Annotated in this window: 24 protein-coding genes; 1 reads left to right on the forward strand and 23 read right to left on the reverse strand. The window is 37.0% G+C overall.

From position 1 onward, the window contains the following. Positions 1-327: 327 nt before the first annotated feature. The 10 genes from E7274_RS00005 to E7274_RS00050 all read right to left on the reverse strand — a co-directional run bounded on the left by E7274_RS00005 (position 328) and on the right by E7274_RS00050 (position 8,392). The gene (locus E7274_RS00005; protein ID WP_304172706.1) at positions 328-1,065 is read right to left on the reverse strand and encodes a NifB/NifX family molybdenum-iron cluster-binding protein; all 738 of its coding nucleotides are present in this window, start codon (positions 1,063-1,065) and stop codon (positions 328-330) included. 64 nt (positions 1,066-1,129) lie between these two features. Then, positions 1,130-1,651: a 2'-5' RNA ligase family protein gene (locus tag E7274_RS00010; protein ID WP_304172708.1), complete on the reverse strand. Its 522-nt coding sequence runs from the start codon at positions 1,649-1,651 to the stop codon at positions 1,130-1,132. Between the two features lie 135 nt (positions 1,652-1,786). After that, a complete protein-coding gene (locus tag E7274_RS00015; RefSeq protein WP_304172710.1) occupies positions 1,787-3,247 on the reverse strand; it encodes a carbon starvation CstA family protein in 1,461 nt (486 codons plus the stop codon). 120 nt (positions 3,248-3,367) lie between these two features. Then, a complete protein-coding gene (locus E7274_RS00020) occupies positions 3,368-4,378 on the reverse strand; it encodes a LytS/YhcK type 5TM receptor domain-containing protein (protein ID WP_304172712.1) in 1,011 nt (336 codons plus the stop codon). Positions 4,379-4,478: 100 nt separating this feature from the next. Then, positions 4,479-4,715 (reverse strand): hypothetical protein, encoded by a 237-nt coding sequence (locus tag E7274_RS00025; RefSeq protein WP_304172714.1) that lies wholly within the window; start codon positions 4,713-4,715, stop codon positions 4,479-4,481. A 23-nt stretch (positions 4,716-4,738) separates the two neighbouring features. Continuing rightward, complete coding sequence (locus tag E7274_RS00030) at positions 4,739-5,476, reverse strand: alpha/beta hydrolase (protein WP_304172716.1); 738 nt, start codon at positions 5,474-5,476, stop codon at positions 4,739-4,741. Between the two features lie 29 nt (positions 5,477-5,505). After that, positions 5,506-6,438: a GGDEF domain-containing protein gene (locus tag E7274_RS00035; protein WP_304172718.1), complete on the reverse strand. Its 933-nt coding sequence runs from the start codon at positions 6,436-6,438 to the stop codon at positions 5,506-5,508. Between the two features lie 235 nt (positions 6,439-6,673). After that, positions 6,674-7,222, reverse strand: coding sequence for a DUF3990 domain-containing protein (locus E7274_RS00040; RefSeq protein WP_304172720.1), 549 nt, complete (start codon positions 7,220-7,222; stop codon positions 6,674-6,676). A gap of 26 nt (positions 7,223-7,248) precedes the next feature. Then, entirely contained in the window at positions 7,249-7,995 is a 747-nt protein-coding gene (locus E7274_RS00045) for a lysophospholipid acyltransferase family protein (protein WP_304172722.1), read from the reverse strand. Between the two features lie 67 nt (positions 7,996-8,062). Beyond that, complete coding sequence (locus E7274_RS00050) at positions 8,063-8,392, reverse strand: LysM peptidoglycan-binding domain-containing protein (RefSeq protein ID WP_304172724.1); 330 nt, start codon at positions 8,390-8,392, stop codon at positions 8,063-8,065. A 171-nt stretch (positions 8,393-8,563) separates the two neighbouring features. On the opposite strand from E7274_RS00050, the gene lexA reads away from it, so the two are divergent. Then, on the forward strand, positions 8,564-9,178 hold the full coding sequence (lexA, locus tag E7274_RS00055; RefSeq protein WP_044934479.1) for a transcriptional repressor LexA: 615 nt from the start codon (positions 8,564-8,566) through the stop codon (positions 9,176-9,178). Between the two features lie 50 nt (positions 9,179-9,228). Here lexA and rsfS read toward each other — a convergent pair whose 3' ends face one another. From rsfS to hisB, 13 genes are all read right to left on the reverse strand, one after another. Continuing rightward, on the reverse strand, positions 9,229-9,576 hold the full coding sequence (rsfS, locus tag E7274_RS00060) for a ribosome silencing factor (RefSeq protein ID WP_033154117.1): 348 nt from the start codon (positions 9,574-9,576) through the stop codon (positions 9,229-9,231). Positions 9,577-9,590: 14 nt separating this feature from the next. Further along, positions 9,591-10,778 (reverse strand): nicotinate-nucleotide adenylyltransferase, encoded by a 1,188-nt coding sequence (gene nadD, locus E7274_RS00065; RefSeq protein WP_304172726.1) that lies wholly within the window; start codon positions 10,776-10,778, stop codon positions 9,591-9,593. A 10-nt stretch (positions 10,779-10,788) separates the two neighbouring features. Beyond that, on the reverse strand, positions 10,789-11,076 hold the full coding sequence (yhbY, locus tag E7274_RS00070) for a ribosome assembly RNA-binding protein YhbY (RefSeq protein ID WP_304172728.1): 288 nt from the start codon (positions 11,074-11,076) through the stop codon (positions 10,789-10,791). 12 nt (positions 11,077-11,088) lie between these two features. Further along, a complete protein-coding gene (gene obgE, locus E7274_RS00075; protein WP_304172730.1) occupies positions 11,089-12,375 on the reverse strand; it encodes a GTPase ObgE in 1,287 nt (428 codons plus the stop codon). 68 nt (positions 12,376-12,443) lie between these two features. Continuing rightward, positions 12,444-12,728 carry a 50S ribosomal protein L27 gene (gene rpmA / locus E7274_RS00080; RefSeq protein WP_015549701.1) on the reverse strand — a complete coding sequence of 95 codons (285 nt, stop codon included), beginning with the start codon at positions 12,726-12,728 and terminating at the stop codon, positions 12,444-12,446. Positions 12,729-12,731: 3 nt separating this feature from the next. Next, on the reverse strand, positions 12,732-13,058 hold the full coding sequence (locus tag E7274_RS00085) for a ribosomal-processing cysteine protease Prp (protein WP_033154120.1): 327 nt from the start codon (positions 13,056-13,058) through the stop codon (positions 12,732-12,734). Positions 13,059-13,060: 2 nt separating this feature from the next. Then, on the reverse strand, positions 13,061-13,369 hold the full coding sequence (gene rplU, locus E7274_RS00090; RefSeq protein ID WP_028236391.1) for a 50S ribosomal protein L21: 309 nt from the start codon (positions 13,367-13,369) through the stop codon (positions 13,061-13,063). 138 nt (positions 13,370-13,507) lie between these two features. Then, on the reverse strand, positions 13,508-13,876 hold the full coding sequence (locus E7274_RS00095; RefSeq protein WP_304172732.1) for a hypothetical protein: 369 nt from the start codon (positions 13,874-13,876) through the stop codon (positions 13,508-13,510). A 113-nt stretch (positions 13,877-13,989) separates the two neighbouring features. After that, positions 13,990-14,874: a ribonuclease E/G gene (locus E7274_RS00100; RefSeq protein WP_304172734.1), complete on the reverse strand. Its 885-nt coding sequence runs from the start codon at positions 14,872-14,874 to the stop codon at positions 13,990-13,992. Beyond that, entirely contained in the window at positions 14,864-15,580 is a 717-nt protein-coding gene (locus tag E7274_RS00105) for a TIGR03936 family radical SAM-associated protein (RefSeq protein ID WP_304172735.1), read from the reverse strand. Before E7274_RS00105 ends, E7274_RS00100 begins: the two co-directional genes overlap by 11 nt. Further along, a complete protein-coding gene (locus E7274_RS00110; protein WP_304172737.1) occupies positions 15,570-17,435 on the reverse strand; it encodes a TIGR03960 family B12-binding radical SAM protein in 1,866 nt (621 codons plus the stop codon). Before E7274_RS00110 ends, E7274_RS00105 begins: the two co-directional genes overlap by 11 nt. Before the next feature lie 7 nt (positions 17,436-17,442). Next, a complete protein-coding gene (hisIE, locus tag E7274_RS00115) occupies positions 17,443-18,723 on the reverse strand; it encodes a bifunctional phosphoribosyl-AMP cyclohydrolase/phosphoribosyl-ATP diphosphatase HisIE (RefSeq protein ID WP_304172739.1) in 1,281 nt (426 codons plus the stop codon). Between the two features lie 22 nt (positions 18,724-18,745). Next, positions 18,746-19,339, reverse strand: coding sequence for an imidazoleglycerol-phosphate dehydratase HisB (gene hisB, locus E7274_RS00120; protein ID WP_074788919.1), 594 nt, complete (start codon positions 19,337-19,339; stop codon positions 18,746-18,748). Between the last annotated feature and the right edge of the window lie 15 nt (positions 19,340-19,354).

Genomic DNA, 19,354 nt, shown 5'->3' on the forward strand with positions numbered 1-19,354 from the left:
GAATAAGAATGCCTCCGGCCATATCGGTGATAAGTTGCATCAGATTATTAATCCATTCGGGTGCGCTCTCCCTAATTTCCTGCAAAAACAACAAATACTTAATATCCAAACAAGTTACTCCTCCTATCTGCTTATTTACATCATCATAAATCCCGATTTTTTAATGTCTTTATTCTAGTTGATTTGACTACCTAATTAAAGCTTTAATTACCATATTTCCAAAATTTGTTTAATAGAATTATACTTATGCTGTTCTGCATATTTTTTAGTTCTTGTAAATTAAAAAAGGCTACCGCAATTTTTTGCAGTAACCTTTGGAATATGTATTTACTTGTGGCAGCTTCCATGACCGTGTCCATGACAACTATGACCTTCACCATGTTCTTCGTCGTGATGCGAACAGTTTGCTTCACCTGAAGCTGCAAGTGTACCTGCTAAGAATGCATTTATCACTTCATCAGTATTTCCGCTTGCACCAGCGTATAACTGAATGCCTGCCTCCTGAAGGGCCATTACAGCGCCACCGCCGATACCACCACAGATAAGAACATCTACTTCTGCAAGATTTAAAACACCTGCAAGAGCGCCACAGCCCTCACCATTAGTACCTACAACCTCAGAGCTAACAACCTTACCATCCTCGATATCGTAAACTTTGAACTGTTCTGTTCTTCCAAAGTGTCCAAACACATTTCCATTATCATAAGTTACCGCTACTCTCATTATATTTACTCCTTTTGATTTCAATTTATTATCAAAAAAAGCTTGGTTTCTATTCAACTCTACATTACCACCGGATATACGAATTCGCTTTCCTTCTATAAGTGCAGTAGCTATTTTTTTTCTGGCACTCTCATACATAGCTGTAACAGTTGTTCTGGCTACCCCCATGCTGTTTGCACAATCCTCTTGATTCAAACCTTCAGCATCTAAAAGTTTCAAAGTCTCATACTCATCTAGAGTAAGGGTGATTGTTTCCAACTCAGGTTTCTCAGAATTTTCTGGAACAAAGCTATAGTAATCTGGAAATACACGTATCTTTCTACATTTTGGTAATCTAGGCACAATAGAATCCTCCTGCCTTTATTGACATATGTCAAATATAATATATCAGTATTCCTGACATATGTCAAAATAATTCTATATTACAAACATCTTCATGAGGATTAACCTTTGCTAATCCTATGCGAACAATTTGTGCTTCAATATTCTTAAAATCACGCATAGCTTTAACAGCTTCATTCATTTGATCGATAGCTAATGTCTTGCCTAGTGTAGTATGTGGTAGCCAAGACAAAGGCCTGTAGTATTTGCTTATTGTTGTCTCAGGAACCTCAGCAAATGAGTCACAGATATCCTGCTGAAGATTAAACAAGTACTGGTTTAAATATGGCGCAGCATATATTACCTTCTGCATAAACTGGCCTACAGATATTATTGATATATCACCGCCATGTAATTTGTTATTAAGATTTTCAAATGTAGGCACCAGTACATCTATGCTTCTAGCTTCTATTGCGGTTAGTGTCATATGGGGAGGCACGTTATTATCTAGCATAAAACTATTGCCTGATGCCTCTGCTATTTTGCAAATATATTCCTGAAGCTTTTCAGTTGTATTTTTATCAAAATATGCTGATATTAAATACATTTACACCTCTTTCATGATTGTCTGATTTATTATATGTATAAAAAACACTTATGATTGAAAATTACTAATCAACCATAAGTGTTTTGATTTGTACTATATGCTTACCTTATCGGCTTCTATATTATTCACATTATATCATACATGATGCATCATCTTGAAGTGAGAAACTGTATCATGTTGTTTTAATGTAGCTCTTATAAATAATCCAAGGAAAACAGCGGCTGCAATTATTCCTATTGGATAAGCTATTTTTGTAGATAGATGTAAGCACTCTGGTGCACAGAAGAAATATGTGACTGAAACTGCTGACATAAATGTTGCAGGAACTGCTGTGAACCAGTAATTCTTTGCATTTTTATATAGATACATTGATGCGGTCCAAAGAGCTATCATGGCAAGTGTCTGATTTGACCAGCTGAAATATCTCCAGATTACACCATAGTTTAATTGGCTAATCAGTGCACCGGCTGCAAGAAGTGGAACGCAAATATACAGACGGCTAAGGTATGGCTTCTGGTCAATCTTGAACCAGTCAGCGATTACAAGTCGTGCAGATCTGAAAGCTGTATCACCAGATGTAATAGGACAAGCTATAACTCCAAGCATTGCTAAAACGATGCCGAAACCGCCCATTGTCTTTGTGCAGATATCATATACACAAGTAGCCTGACCATTTGCAAGCATTGCTGTTAAACCAGTTGTAAGACCTCCTGTCGTTGCATAAATTGCACTACCTGCTGCTGCCCAGATAAGAGCGATGATACCTTCACTAACCATAGCACCGTAGAATACCATATGGCTTTCTTTTTCTGAAGAACAGCAACGAGCCATTAGTGGTGATTGAGTTGCATGGAAACCTGAAATAGCACCACAAGCAACAGAAACAAACATCATTGGCCAGATTGGTGTGTTATCTGGATGTAAGTTGGCTAACTGAATCTCTGGAATTGTGTAACCGTGTGTAAATATACCTATAGCTACGCCAAATGCCATTACTATAAGGCATATTCCGAATACTGGATAAAGCTTTCCGATGATTTTATCAATTGGAATGAATGTGGCAATGAAATAATAAATTAAGACTATTGCCAACCAAAAATACGTGTTCGTCAGAAGACCTGAACCACCCTGATTTCCAATTAATAAAGAAATCAAACCAGCAGGACCAACTGCAAATACTGTACCAACCATTACAAGAAGTACGACGCTGAATATGCGCATAATAGTCTTCATTACATTTCCAAGGTATATGCCTGTAAGCTCTGATACGCTGGCTCCATCGTGACGCATGCTCATAAATCCTACAGAAAAATCATGAACACCACCAGCTAAAATGGTACCTAGTGTAATCCAAAGAAAAACTGATGTGCCCCACTGCGCACCTGCTAATGCACCATAAATTGGACCAAGTCCTGCAATATTTAGAAGCTGGATTAAAAATAGCTTCCATTTTGGCATTACAACGAAATCGACGCCGTCATTGATTCTCACGGCTGGCGTTTGTCTATCATCTGGTCCGTAGAGTTTTTCTATTACCCTTCCGTAGACAAAGTACCCTCCTATAAGTACTGCCAGACAAATAATAAAACTAATCATATACATACACCCCCGTTACATTTATTTTGTCCTATAAGGACATCTCTTAACTTGTAGTATAGTATCTAATTTTACCTACAACAACGGGTTCGGACTGAAATGCTAAAAACAGGTACTGATTTACATGCTATAATAGTCCTTTATTTTGTGGATTATCTTTCTGCTGATTGGAATAATAGTATGATTATCATCTTTCATACAAAGTGCATAACCGTTATTGGCATCTGGTTGTAAGGATTCACCTTTTGTAAGATTTGCAATATAGCTTCTATGAATTCTTACAAATGAGTTGTCATCAGATTCTAGTTTCTTCTCCCATTCAATAAGTGGCTCATTGCTATAATAAGTCTGGTTTTTACAATATATTTTTGCTCCTTTATGAATGGCCTCGATGTAATAGATATTGTCAGCTTCTACAAGCTCTGTGTGATCTCCTGCCTGTAATCCAAAAGGGCCAATCTTTTGCTTAGCTTTTGTCTTTTCAAGTAAATCGTTGTTTATTGTTTCAAGCCTTTCATTATCTTCTTGAAGCATTTGTCTCATATATACATCTTTAAAAATTGAAAAGAATAAAAGCATACCTATGGAATTGATAATTACCATTGGAATTGTTAACGTCTTTACGATTTCTATTGCTATGGAAAATGGTTTCACAAATATTAAAAGATTTATCATATGAAACCCTTCCGCAGCAGCTGTAATTACAAGTAGCGTGGTCCATTTTAATGTATAATTCTTCTTTTTAAGAATCTGATATATGACAGCTGACAGTATTCCCTCTAAAAATGTAGAATATGCGCAAGCAAATGTGGTTAATCCATGTGGGTCAAATAGAAATCGATGAATTGCGCCTATTGTTCCTGCTGTAATGCCAACTATTGGTCCACAAAGTAGCCCGCCAGCTAAAACCCCCAATACTCTTGTATTTGGGATGGCACCTTGGACGACACCTCCAGTGCAGGTTGAAAATATGCAAAATCCACCAAAAATTCCGCCAAGTACAAACCGTCCTAGCTTGGCGTGACCGCTATCCTGGCATAAAATATGGTCAATATATGGAATTTTTGTCAAAGCAAGAGCAATTAAAGCCAGTAGCCCTATATTTATAACCATGTCATAACATAATTCCATAAGTCGTCTCCTTTTACATATTTTATTTTACGTCCCAGCACCACAAGTTGCAATAGGTGTGAAAAAAAGGACCTATTCTATGAATAGGTCCCTTAACATATTATCTTGGTGGTATAGGATGTGCAGCCCTTTGGCCTTCTATTGCAAATGTCATATCATTTTGTGCATTTATTTCTTCTGATGGATTTTCAAATGGTATATCTTCTTTAATCTTGTGTTCGGGTATTTTACCTTTAACCTGCAGTGTATAATCAATCTTTCTTGCAATCCATCCAATAAATACAACTGCAATTAATAGAACAAGTAAACCAATTAAATAAATTAGAGCTACATTCATAACTTACCCTCCTTGCAATTAAATCATAAACCCTTTACAAACTCCTGTACAGCTTCAACAGCTTGATCAAGATGGTAATCATAGCAATGAGTATCACCAGGTATAAGCTTCAATGTGCAGTTAGCGAATTTCTTTGATGCTTCAATTCCATATTCTACAGGAACTGCTTCATCGGCATCTCCGTGGACGATGAGAACTGGGCCGGTATACTTTTTAATTTCTGCATCTAAATCAATAGATTGAGCAACTCTTATATAATTGCCACTAAGTTCTCTTCCATCCCATGACTGAAGCATATCTGGGATGTTTTCAGGATCAAAAGGCTGTCCCAATAATTCCCCTTTTTTTGCTCCTTCTATTATAACATAAGCTGGAGAAAGTGGAATTAAAGCCTTAATTACATCTCTTTCCATTGCGGCAGCTAGTGTAACTGCAAGACCACCCTGTGAGTGGCCGCACATGTAGATATCTGTAACGAAATCAAGAGTTTTAGCGTAATCTACAACTGTAAGAATGTTGTTAAGCCATTTATAGAGATTGTGATTTTTGAATTCACCATCGCTGTTGCCGTGGCCATATAAATCCACTCTTAAAGTGGCAACTCCTATTTCGTTTAATCCCTTTGATACTGCAAGGATGTGGTCCTCCTCGATATGTCCTGTAAATCCATGAAATACCAAACATAGTGGACATTTAGTAGCACCATTTGTAGGCATATCAAGCTTTGCATTTAGCTTAAGGCCGTCATCAGTAATAAACATTATTGTCCCCCTTTAAAACATTATTTATTTTAGCAAACCTGGTTTCTACCATTTTGTTTTGCTTCGTATAATTTAATATCAGCACTCTTGATGAAGTTTTCTAGGCTTTCATTAGGCTGGTATTTTGCAATTCCAAATGATGCTGTGACCTTTATAGGTGTACCATTATACTTTAAATTCTGATTAGCTATTGTTTTGCATAGACCTTCAATTATATTGCAGAATGTTTTATTATCTGTTTCCCTTGAAGATATTAGCAAGAACTCCTCTCCACCCCATCGAGATACTCTTATGTGTTTCTGGGAACTGAGAATTTTTGATAGTTCTATTAAGATATAATCACCTGCTAAATGTCCATATGTATCATTTATAGTTTTGAAATAATCGATATCCATTATTGCTATCGAAATATCTGTAGTATCTTTTGATTTGTTGAAGCATGTAATCCTGTCAGTTGTATATCTTTGCATGTACTGTCGATTATAGAGCTTAGTAAGATAATCTGTATTAGCTATCATTTTTACATCATAACTATACTGATTGGTTCTTAAGGACGAATTGTATACATGTACAATAATTTCAATAAAGATTAATAATGAATTAATGGCAAATAAAATTTTGGCTATGTTTTCCGAAACATAATATCGCGTATATATGATTTCATTGTAATCAAGTATAGTTAAAACAAAAAATGTCACCATAATGAGAATCACAAATAGATACATGATTGCTCGGTCAATTATTGTTTTCATTGGGGTATAGTATGGAGTGACTGTTCCCAACAACATACCAAAACACCATAGAATAAAACCACAACTATAGCCTAGAAATACAGTTGCCAAAACGATATGCAAATATATTTCTATCATACTCATTCTGTATGCAACCAGCTCATAGCCAATCTTGCACAAATGACATGTATATACATATAAAGCGATGCTAAATACGTTGATAATAGCCATTGGAGTGCAGCCGACAGCTATGTAAAAAACTTCTAATGCGGTATGAACAAAAATATAAAATAATGAAAAGTAATAATATCCTTGACTAGGACTTGTGACAGTAATATGTGGATCTTGAATAATTAGCGATTCTACAAGATTCTTAGTAGTATTTTTTAACATTTTCATACATTAAACTCTCCAATAAAAAACTCCGAAATCATTTTAAATGATTACGGAGCATTTTTACAGTATTTTATGAAAGTATTTGAGATATTGCTTCTTGATATTCTTCCTCTTCTTTTTTTACAATATCCTGATAACGAAGGGCATGTTCGTGACTAAGGATTTCTGAACCAATCCATTCCAGATGAGTAGCAGCCTTCTGGGTCTTTAATACTATTTGATAGTAACATCCGCCCTGAAGAAGCAACTCAAGAGCTTCTTTTTTGGAAAGAAAGCCACTAGTGATAATACCAAAGGTATTGTACAAAGTATCGTTTGCGATAGGTCCCTTTATAACGTCGTATTCAGATAAATAGTCATCTTTGGCAGCTCGATTGTTGAAAATATAGTCTGCCCATTCTGAATCTCGGCTGAATTCTTTTATATTAAGTCCGCCTAATTCCAATTCATATTTATTAATTATGATGTCATATCCTGCCTTTTCACGGGCCCAACGGCCTGCAAAGTCTGAATCATCAGATGTATAGAAGCCCTGACCAAAATCGGCGTTTTTGCGGCCGTAATGAATGTCAGGATTTTTGATTTCTTCGTAGGATGTATGGAAAAGCTGTAACTTCATATCATTTACCTATTTTTAAATGACGATTAGTACTCAGGATCTTTTTCTGGATTATTTACATATACTCCAAATTCTTCCATTGTAGAAATGATGGTATTTCTAACAATATCTGCAACCTCATGGGTTTTCATATCTTTGTAGGTTTCGTAATAGATTGGCTCACCAAATATTACTTTGGTGGTAACTGGACCAGGCTTAAAGCTATTAAAAGCAAGGTAAGAATCGATAAGTGTAACAGGAATGATAGGTACCTGAGCCTTCATAGCGCATTTGAAGCTGCCTGGCTTGAAACGCTGAACGATATTGCCATTGCTGGCATATCCGCCTTCAGAGAAAAGAATGAAGCGTTTTCCTTCCTTTACTTCCTCTTCTATCTGAGCCATGATACGAATGTTTTGACGTACGTCATCCAATGCTAAACGCTTGGCACCAAGTAAATCTACCATTTCGCGAACAAGAAAACCGTATGATTTGGCCTTGTCCATAACGAAGGTACAAGGATTGTGATGCGCATACATGATTCCAAGAGCGTCATATTTGCCCTGATGGTTTGGATACATGATGTATCCGCCCTCCTCAGGAAGATTTTCTGTGCCATATACCTCTGTGGTAATTCGGGCAGATTTCTTAAGATAACGTATAAGTCGGAGTGCATATGCGTATCTTGTTTTCTCTGGGTATTTTTCTTTATGTTTTATCATTTTACGCATAGTAGGAACAATTTCAGGTCCACGCTTTGCGTTAAACAGAATTGCTATTAAAAAACGAATCATAATAACTCCCTATCCATATTCTCTATATATGATAGTACCATAAATGGGGGAGCCCTGTGAATACTTACTACAACATATCGTATGAAGAGTATTCGATAACGAGATAATTACCAGCTGTAATATCATCGTCCAGAAGATGATTCATTGATTTGATATTGTTGATGAAATCCTGTTTGTCTGTATAATCTGGGCCCATGAACTGATCTGCTATGGACCACAAAGTATCACCTGGCTGGATTTCATAGCTGGTGTAATATGTGTAAACCTGACGATTTGTTTCGGCTGCTGCTCTATTAGAAAAGAGAATGAAGCTGAATAATAAAGTAGCGATAATGCCTGCTAATAACATGATTTTTCTATTTCTAACGATACGTTCTGACTTGCTATATACCTTCATAATATCAAACCCTCCAAAATAAATGTTCGGAACCTTTGTTCTGGTATCAATATAAATCCGAACGTTCGTTTTGTCAATACTTTTTTCGAACAAAATTTCGGAAAATGTGTTTGCAAAAGTATGTTCTTTGTGCTATTGTAAAATTAATAAAAAAAGAAAGGAGCCTTTCCTATGGCATACGGAAAAATTTCTGCAAAACAGCGCGAAATCCTTGAAGTTATTAAAAAAGAAATTTTAAATAAAGGTTATCCTCCTACTGTTAGAGAGCTTTGTGATGCATGTAATCTTAAATCTACATCATCTGTACACTCTCATTTGGAGACTCTTGAAAAGAATGGATATATCAAGCGTGACCCATCAAAGCCACGTGCTATTGAAATCGTTGATGATAATTTTAATATTGTTCGTCGTGAGGTTGTCAATGTTCCTGTAGTTGGAAATGTTGCTGCTGGTCAGCCACTTCTTGCAGTTCAGAACATCGATGAATACTTCCCTATTCCAGCTGAGCATATGCCTAATCAGCAGGCTTTCATGCTTCGTGTCAAGGGTGAGTCAATGATTAATGCTGGTATTCTTGATGGAGATACTATTATTGTTATGCAGCAAGATACAGCTAAAAATGGTGATATGGTAGTTGCTCTCGTAGATGACAGCGCTACTGTTAAGACATTCTATAAAGAGGATGGACACATTCGTTTACAGCCTGAAAATGACACTATGGATCCTATCATTGTTCCAGACTGTCAAATCCTTGGTAAAGTATTCGGTGTTTTCCGTTTCTTCTAGTGTTATTTATACTAAAAAAGCCAATCCTTTCGGATTGGCTTTTATTAATTCTATAAGTCAGCAGCATCAATAAGGATGCCATCTTTCCAAATTCTTTCTAAATCGTAGAATAATCTATCTTCTTCAGAGAATAAGTGAACAATTACATCTTCGTAGTCCATAAGTACCCATGTGCTTTGTCTATTACCCTCGATAGATTTAGCGTGAATTCCGTTTTCGTAAAGAATTCTATCTACTTCATCTTGCATTGCATTCATCTGACTCTGGTTTGATGCAGAAGCAACGATGAAATAATCAGCCATGATACTTACATTTGAAATATCGATAGCTTTAACATCGATAGCTTTCTTATCGTCAAGTGCTTTGCAAACAAGTTTTGCCATTTCTCTTGAATCCATATTGTACCTCTCTTCTATTTATTAAGTAATTTACGATAATAATTAAACGTATCTATTGTTGTTGGATCTACCATATCAGGATTGCTATTAAGATAATTTACTGAATCCTCAAGAATCATATATACGCACAAATCTAAATCGCTATAAGCTACCGAACGAATTATATCTAGCCGTGGCTGTTTATCACGGCCTGGCTCAATATAATCTGACACAAATATGATTTTATCTAATAAACTCATATTTGGACATCCAGTTGTATGAACTTCAATCGCATGAGCGATTTGCTTGTCCTTTACGTCATACTTTTCTTTAGCGTAATAGGCTCCAACTTTGCCGTGAAGCAAGTGTGGATATTTATACTCTATATCAGTTATAGGAATATTGTTTTTCTCACATACGTTGATACGTTTTTCATCTGAGATGCATTTTGCGCAGTCGTGAAGCATACCAGCTACCATAGCGTTTATAGATGGATAATTCCATCTTATTGCTAAGCTATATGCTGTATGAGCTACTCCTATGGTGTGAACATATCTACTTACTTTTAACTCCTTTTTCATTTCATTATCAAGACGCATAACGTCTTCCATGGTGTATGAATCAGGGGCATAAAGATTATGCTCAATTATGTAATTAAAGACTGCTTCTGGCATCTGATTTTTAATATCTGGATTTATTCTGATTTTGTTTCTTATTGATGAGGAAGCAATATCGTTTGCAATATAATCAATTAAGAAAAAATCACCATCAAAGATATTTTTGCATTCATGGATAGATTGCTCTATTTTATCCATATCATCCCCGGCTCTAGGTGCTGCAAGGACATTACAATACTGGGAAATGATTTCAGGTTTAACCCAATTTTTGAAATTGATAAGGCTGTCGCTACCCATAATAAAGAATAATTCATCATCCGGGTGCTCTTGATGTAATTCTGTAAATGTAATATAAGAATAACTTTTTCCAGCTCGATATATTTCTCTGTCGTCTATTTCTAGCCCGTCGATGCCTTCGATTGCAAGGCGCACCATATCGTATCTGCATAAATCAGCAACAGTTTCACTAGTATCCTTGTGAGGCGGTGTGCCTGAAATAAGGAAATAGACAATATCTAAGTCAAACTGCTTTTTAGCAGCCTGCGCTATTTCTATATGGGTGTTATGAATCGGATTAAATGTACCACCATAAATGCCAATTCTCATGATGTCTCCTTTACTGTGGAAGCTTAATAACAGGCTTTTTAGCAGCTCTGTAAAGCACGATCTTACGACCGATAACACGAACAACTTCTGCATGTGTACGCTCAGCTAATACTTGAGCGATTTCCTTAGGATCATCAAAACAATTCTTTAATACATTTATCTTTATAAGCTCTCTAGCCTCTAAAGCTTCATCAACTGCATTTGTATATTCTGGTGTAAGTGAAGCCTTGCCGATTTGTAAAATAGGGCTCATATCGGCTGCTAAAGATGATAAATAAGCTCTCTGTTTATTTGTCATTTCTATACCTCTTTATTTGTAGTAATCAAATACTAGACCATACATACGAACTGTATCGCCTTCCTGGATACCCTTTTCCTCAAGCTCCTTCAAGATGCCTTGCTCTTTGAGGAAGTTCTGGAAGAATAAGAATCCCTTCTCAGACTCAAGGTTTGTGTATCCAAGCATTTTTTCAATACGTGGTCCTTCAACAACGTAATCGCCTTCATCGTTAATCTCAACTGTGTAAGGCTCGTCATTGAATGCTCTGATTGTAGGATCAAACTCCTGCTCATAAACGATTGGAGCATCATCACATGTATCAAGAAGTCGTACAACCTCGTATAAAAGCGCTTTAATGCCCTGACCGCTAACTGCAGAAATAGCAAATACTTTGATGCCCTTAGGCTCAAATTCTGCTTTTAATTCTTCAAGAACCTGATTAGATTCCTCTCCGATTACATCCATTTTGTTGGCTGCAATAACCTGTGGCTTTTTAAGAAGAGCTGAATCATATGCTTCAAGCTCAGCAGAGATAGTTTTAATATCCTCAACAGGATTACGGCCTTCTACAGAAGCGCCATCAACCATATGAATGATAACCTTTGTTCGTTCGATGTGACGAAGGAATTCATGACCTAGTCCGATTCCTTCAGATGCACCTTCGATAAGGCCTGGAATATCAGCAATAACGAAACCATTTATATCATCAACATCTACAACACCAAGATTTGGGCTAAGTGTTGTAAAATGATAATTTCCAATTTTAGGGTCTGCATTTGTTACACGTGATAAAAATGTTGATTTACCAACGTTTGGATAACCTACAAGACCTACATCAGCTATAACCTTGAGCTCAAGGATAACCTCTAATTCAATTGCATCTACACCTGGCTTTGCGTACTTAGGTGCCTGCATTGTAGAAGTTGCAAAATGCTGATTTCCAAGTCCGCCTTTACCACCAGGAAGAACGATTTGACGCTTGTTATCGCCTGACATATCTGCAATAACCTTTCCTGATTCGGCATCTTTGATAACAGTTCCTTCTGGAACCTTTAGGATTAAATCCTCTCCATTTTTGCCATGACAATTGTCTTTGCCACCCTCCTGACCTGGAGCTGCAGCAAATTTTCTACGATGTCTATAATCTGTAAGTGTGTTAAGGCCTGGATCTACTTCGAAAATTACATCTCCGCCTTTACCACCGTCGCCACCATTTGGACCACCATTTGGTACATATTTTTCACGACGGAAACTAACGTGACCATCGCCACCCTTACCTGATTTTATAATAATCTTTGCTCTATCAGCAAATGCCATAAAAATCTCCTTATACTGAAATGAAAAACGACCCGACTTTACGTAACACGTATAGTCGGGTCAAATAATTACTGCTCTACAGGATAGACAGAAGCCTGCTTCTTGTCTCTTCCCTTTCTCTCGAAACGAAGTACTCCATCAACTAAAGCAAAAAGTGTATCGTCTCCACCGAGACCTACATTATTGCCTGGAAGAATCTTTGTACCGCGCTGTCTATAAAGAATGTTGCCAGCCTTTACGAACTGACCATCTGCTCTTTTAGCACCTAATCTCTTAGACTCAGAATCTCTACCGTTCTTTGTAGAGCCTACACCCTTTTTATGAGCGAAGAACTGAAGGTTCATCTGTAGCATGTCTTACACCTCCTTAATTTCTAGTGAAATATACTCATCACCGTATTGTTTTTGAATCTCGCCCAAACCAAGCAACATAGAGTCAATTAAAAGCTGAGCTCTATCAGATAGCTTTTCTGAAAAAGACATAACTAAATGTCCTCCGTCTTCAGCTGCCTCAACACTAAAAGCATCATCAGTAAAACGCTCAATGCTGTTAAATGTGTTAATAGCTAATACTGAAACTGCAGCACAAACAATGTTTTGTCCTGCTTCCTCGGAACCGGCATGACCGTCCAAAGAAATCTGTTTAATATCTGCTGCTTGCTTGGAAATAATCACGGAAACCATAATTAACCGTTAATCTTTTCAATCTTAACCTGTGTGAAAGCCTGTCTGTGGCCATTCTTCTTGTGGTAACCTGTTTTTCTCTTGTACTTGTAAACGATTACCTTCTTACCTCTGCCTTCTTTAACAACAGAAGCCTCTACTGTTGCGCCCTTAACTGTAGGGTCACCAACCTTGAGATCCTTGTCGCTAACAGCAAGAACCTGATCAAAAGTAACCTTCTCACCAGCTTCAACGCCAAGCTTTTCAATGGTAATGATATCGCCTTCAGAAACTTTGTACTGCTTACCACCTGTTGCAATAATTGCGTACATGGTTGCTCCTCCTTTTTATCATTACTCGCCAGTTTCGGTGGTGCTTCGGAATGAAACACACTTCAAAAAACCACACTGAGCGGCATACTCAAGTATAATAGCACAGCAATTGGCTATCGTCAATAATTTAATTGAATATTACTCTACTGTATGTATATCTCCGAGATGTTTCTTAAGATATTGATCTAAAGATGAAAGATTTTGACCATTACTTTCTCTTATTTTTCTGGCTTCATCTTCAAGACAATGCCTACAAGCTCTGTGCAAATTATCCTGCTCGGTACTTTCAAACCATTTATCAAATTGGTCTTCTAAGTCGATTTCTGACTTGAATCGAAACTTACTTAGCTGCAGGGTGAGTTGTGATATTGCACGCTGCTTAACGGCAATTCTTGCATCGTCTGTTAAGTTTATCTCAGGATAATCTTTGTTATACTTTACAATCTCCTGATCTGCAATCTGTTCAGCCTTTTTCTCTACTACAGGAATTATTTCGTTTAGTTCCATAATAGATGCCTATCCTATGATAAGGATTATTCCTTTCTGAATCAATGTTTGCACCAAATCATATGAATTATATCATCATATTATGTTTAATCTGTTATAACACTAACTTTACTTTATATTGTAAAGGTTGAAAAAATTTTGCTGCGGGTGATTTCAAGAAGTCCTAGATTTGAAAAACCATGGATTGTGATTCGAGAAATATCATCGGTGGTTAAACTACCTGCTACTTCAATCAATTTCTCCTCTTCTGCTTTTGATACTTTAAGTAGGTCAATAAGGATTATACCTGATATAGAACGTAATCTGATTTCCCTGAAAGCTGCTTCCAGTGCCTCTACATTAACCTCAAATGGATTTTGTTTTCCGTAGTTTTTGCCGGAATTGACATCGATTACAGTCAAAGCTTCTGTTGGTTCAATTACGATGTTCCCACCAGATTTCAAATGACAGATTCTAGAACAAATATTATCTAATAGTTTAGTTAATCCATAGAGATTCCATAATGATAAGGAATCATCGATGTAATATCTAAATGATGGATTAGCTTCATGGATGTCCGGCATATCAGTAATAACTTCGGTGTCAGAATCACAATATTTATCTAAATAATAGTTTATGAATGTAGGATTATCGGTATAGTCTTCATGCTTTATGAAGTTACAAGAATATGGCTTAATGCCTTTTCTATCCTGATAAATTTGAACGTAGAATTGATCTTCCTGGCATACTTTTTTCTTGTCGGAATGCCTTGTGACATAAGAATCTGGAATAAGCTTTTTATTCTCGATATATCCCTTTGTGTTTGAATCAAGCTTTAGGATACAACCGTCTACATCGTTAAGCACTTTTTCTACTGTAGCAAGATATACCTCGCCGATTTTGGTAACATCCAGATTGATAAAATCTACAGGCTTGTCAAATTCATCAAAAGAAACAAGGAGCCGAAGCTCCTTATCTAAATATATTCCTTTTGTAATTACAACTTTTTTAATGTTCATCTCCAATTTCTCCTAGAGAAACAAAGCTGTCTGGCTCTCCTGTATACATATCTACACGCTGAATGTCCAATGAAAGCTCGTCAAATTCAGGCAAACCTAAATACTCATGAAAGGCTTTTACTACAAGCTCTGGTTTAATGTTATCTGTACTGCCGCTTGAAAGAAGCAAATCGTATACAGGCACATTATCTTTTATTTCAAGGTTAAAGCGATAGATTAATGGTTTTAAATCTAGCTCTCTTTCGCCTTTTTTAGTTTTCTTAATAATATTTATAGAAGCAGCTTCATCAAAGAACTTTTCTTTTAAATCTATGATATTTTCGATATAGCATGCATCATCCTTAGGATCTTTGTATGTAACGATATAGCTGGCAGCTGTAACTGCACTCATACATTTTTCAGCATTATCTGGAAGATATTTGAAACCTGTAATTGCAAGGCCCTCGACCATGTTGCGATTAAGGCTTTCAAGACCTTCTTTTGATGATACTTCTTCCTTTAAATCGATATCCATATATTCGCCCACAGATGTAAGTCCAACACCAAGAGGTGCTGCAAAAGACATAATCTGGTGTGGGTTGAATCCCTCAGAATATCTAATTGGGAGATTTGCTCTTTTTACGGCTTTCTGGAAAAATCTCATTAAATCCAAATGGCCAACATATCTCATTATTCCTGTTTTTTCAAATTTAACTCTAACGCGCATTGTGACATACCCCCGAACCTATAGATTTTGCGCCGCATCCGCTGCAGCCCATCTTACAATTTGGAGTAACCTTGCCAGCCATGGCGTTATTCCATTCTCTCTTTAAGAAATCCTTTGTTACATGACAATCAATGAAATCCCAAGGGAAGATTTCGTCTAAATCACGCTGTCTATAAGCATAAAAATCGATTGAAATATTGTTTTTCTCAAATGCAGCAAGCCACTTATCAAAATCGAAATATTCACCCCAAGCATCGAAGAAGCATCCGCTATTGTATGCATCAAGAATTGCTGGACAAAGACGTCTGTCTCCTCTGGCAAATACACCCTCAAGAACAGTAACATCAGAATGATGCCAGTTGTATTTTAATGATTTTTGATTAAGCTGTGCTTTCATTTCGTCATTTACAACCTTAGCACGGCGGAGATATTCTCCTGCTTCGTACATAGGAGCCCACTGGAATGGAGTAAATGGCTTTGGAACAAAGAAAGATGTAGATATAGTAATCTGACATCTACCCTGTCGCTGTTCCTTTGGAACTGTATCATAGTACGCAGCAGCAACTTCATTGGCAAGCTGAGGAATTGCTTTCATATCTTCGTCTGTTTCACCAGGTAAACCTAACATGAAGTAGAATTTAACCTTGTTCCAGCCACCCTTAAATGCAAGTGTTGCACCACCGATAATGTCTTCTACTGTAAGTCCTTTATTAATGACATTACGCATTCTTTGAGAACCTGCCTCTGGAGCAAATGTGATGCTTGATTTACGAACATCCTGAACCTTGCTCATTACATCCAAAGAAAATGCATCAATACGTAAGGATGGCAACGATACATTTACACCCTCTGATAAACAGTCGTCAATGAGAAAATCCATAAGCTCACCAAGTGCATGATAATCACTTGATGAAAGGGAACTAAGGCTGATTTCTTCGTGACCGGTAGATGCTAATAATTCCTTGGCCTGAGCCTTTAATACTTCAACGGATTTTTCGCGATTTGGACGATAAATCATACCAGCCTGGCAGAAACGACATCCACGAATACATCCGCGCTGTATCTCGAGCACAACTCTGTCCTGGATGGCACGAACAAATGGGATGAGCATCTTTGTTGGGTAACTAGATGAATCCATATCTTTAACAACCTGTCTTTCGACTGTTGCAGGAACATCAGCGTAGATTGGTTTGAAATCTGCTATTGTTCCATCTTCCTTGTATGACACTTCATAAAGAGATGGTACATATATGCCTGGAATATGACTGGCTTCTCTAAGGAAAGACTTTCTATCGAAGCCCTTTTTCTTGTGTACTTTGTAAAGCTCGAGAAGTGTTGGATAACTTGTCTCGCCTTCGCCTACGTAAACCAAATCTACAAAATCTGCGATTGGCTCTGGGTTTGTGGCACAAGGTCCACCAACAATAACGATAGGATCATCATTTTCTCTATCCCTGCTTAATAATGCAACTCCAGCTAAATCAAGAATTTGCAAAATATTTGTATAACACATTTCGTATTGAAGTGTCATTCCAATAAAATCAAAACCTTTGATTGGGTCCTGTGATTCTAACGCAAAAAGAGGTATATTACGCTCCTTCATCAGATTATGCAAATCTGGCCATGGCGAATATACCCTTTCACAATATGTATCCTGACGCTTGTTGAGCATATCGTAAAGGATGGCAATTCCTAAATGAGACATACCGACTTCATAGACATCAGGAAAGCACATGGCAAATCTGATGTCTACGTCAGCAGGATTTTTGATTACGCTATTAAATTCATTGCCGATATAACGTGCAGGCTTATCAATCTGCATCAAAATATCGTCTGGTAATGCTAATTTCTTCATAAATAATTTATCTTTGAGCTAACTCCGATGTGATGTCTTCCCATGTTACACCTTTTTCAGCCATGAGAACCATCATGTGATAAAGGAAATCAGATATTTCGTATTTGGTCTCCTCTGGGTCAGGATTTTTAGCTGCAATAACGATTTCTGTAGCTTCCTCTCCCACCTTTTTAAGGATTTTATCAAGTCCTTTATCAAATAAATAATTAGTGTATGAGCCTTCCTTTGGATTCTTTTTTCTATCCAAAATAATGGCATAAACATCTTCGAAAACCTTAAGTGGATTTCGCTCAACATACTCCTTTTTAACTATTTCGTTGAAGAAGCAGCTTGGTGCGCCAGTATGACATGCTACTCCAACTTGAGAAACTTTCGCCAAAATAGTATCAAAATCACAATCAGCAGTCAATGACTTGACGTACTGTGTATGGCCGCTTGTTTCTCCTTTAACCCAAAGAGCTTTTCTTGAACGAGAATAGTATGTCATCTTGCCAGTACGTATTGTAGAGTTCAATGACTCTTCGTTCATGTAGGCAAGCATAAGAACTTCTCCTGTCTGGAAATCCTGAACTACAACTGGTACAAGGCCATCTGAGTTTGGTTTTAAATCTGACCAGCTAAGCTTTGGCTCGAAATTGTCCATTTTGATGCCAGAATCTGAAAGTTCACTCTTTAACTGCATGATATCTGTATCGGTATCATTGATAAAGGCACCAGAGATTCCTCTGATTTGATCTGATTTAAGTAATTTCTCTACATATGCAAAATCATTGTTATCAACCTGGACAATGTATGGAATGCTTGTGATATTTTCAAGCCCCTCTAAAAGAGTGGTGTTCATGATTAAAAGCTCGTGAACATTATCCTGAAGAAAATCCTTTGTTTTGAAAAGAAAATCTACAGTTGAAAGTGAAACAAGCATTTTGTTAGCACCAAATCTTGCAGATGCTTCTTTTATTAGGTCGATAGTCTCTGGCTTTGAGCCGTTTAAAATAACTTCGATACAACCAGCGTATAAAAGTTTTTTAACATCTTCTAGGCGCTTAATATTTCCGCCGCCTGCTGTCTTAACCTGAACGTTACGATTAATTTCTCTAATAGCTAAAATGTTTTTCTCGTGCTCTTCATCTGTAGATGATAAATCATAGCAAATGATTTTATCGATTCCGCTATCATCATAAACAGATGCAAGCTCTAATACGTCCTTTTTATTTTCAAGCTCTGTTGGACTTTTAACTGCCATTCCATCTTTGATGTAGATGGTGGCAACTATATTTTTGTGCTCCATTGTAAATACCGCTCCTTTAATACTAGATTGAACCCTTTGTTGTCATTGTATCTGCAATTCTAGGATCAATAGTGGTTGCCTCGTCTAAGGCTTTTGCAAAAGCTTTAAAAATCGCTTCACACATATGATGAGAATTGCCTGGTGTTAAAACTTTGATGTGAAGGTTCATAGCTGCAGAATATGAAATAGCATAGAAAAATTCTTTTACCATTTCTGTGTCCATATATCCTATTTTTTCTGTAGGAAAATCTGCTTCAAAGGATAAATATGGGCGATTACATAAATCCACTGCAACAAGAACTAAAGTCTCATCCATAGGAAGAATGCAACTACCGTATCGCTTCATGCTTTTTTTACTGCCGCACGCTTTTTTGATTGCATTGCCAAGTACAATACCAGTATCTTCTATGGTATGATGACAATCGACCTGCAAATCTCCTCTGATTTCTGCAGTCATATCAAATAAGCCATGTCTTGTAAATGCATCAAGCATATGATCAAAAAATCCTATGCCTGAATTAACCTGACAGTTACCTGAACCATCTATTTTAAAATCGATGGTAATGTCTGTTTCTTTTGTTTTTCTAGCAACACGTGCTCTACGTTCTTCCGACATAACACCGCCCCAAAT

It is taken from the genome of Pseudobutyrivibrio ruminis (assembly GCF_015057245.1).
GTDB lineage: Bacteria > Bacillota > Clostridia > Lachnospirales > Lachnospiraceae > Pseudobutyrivibrio > Pseudobutyrivibrio ruminis_E.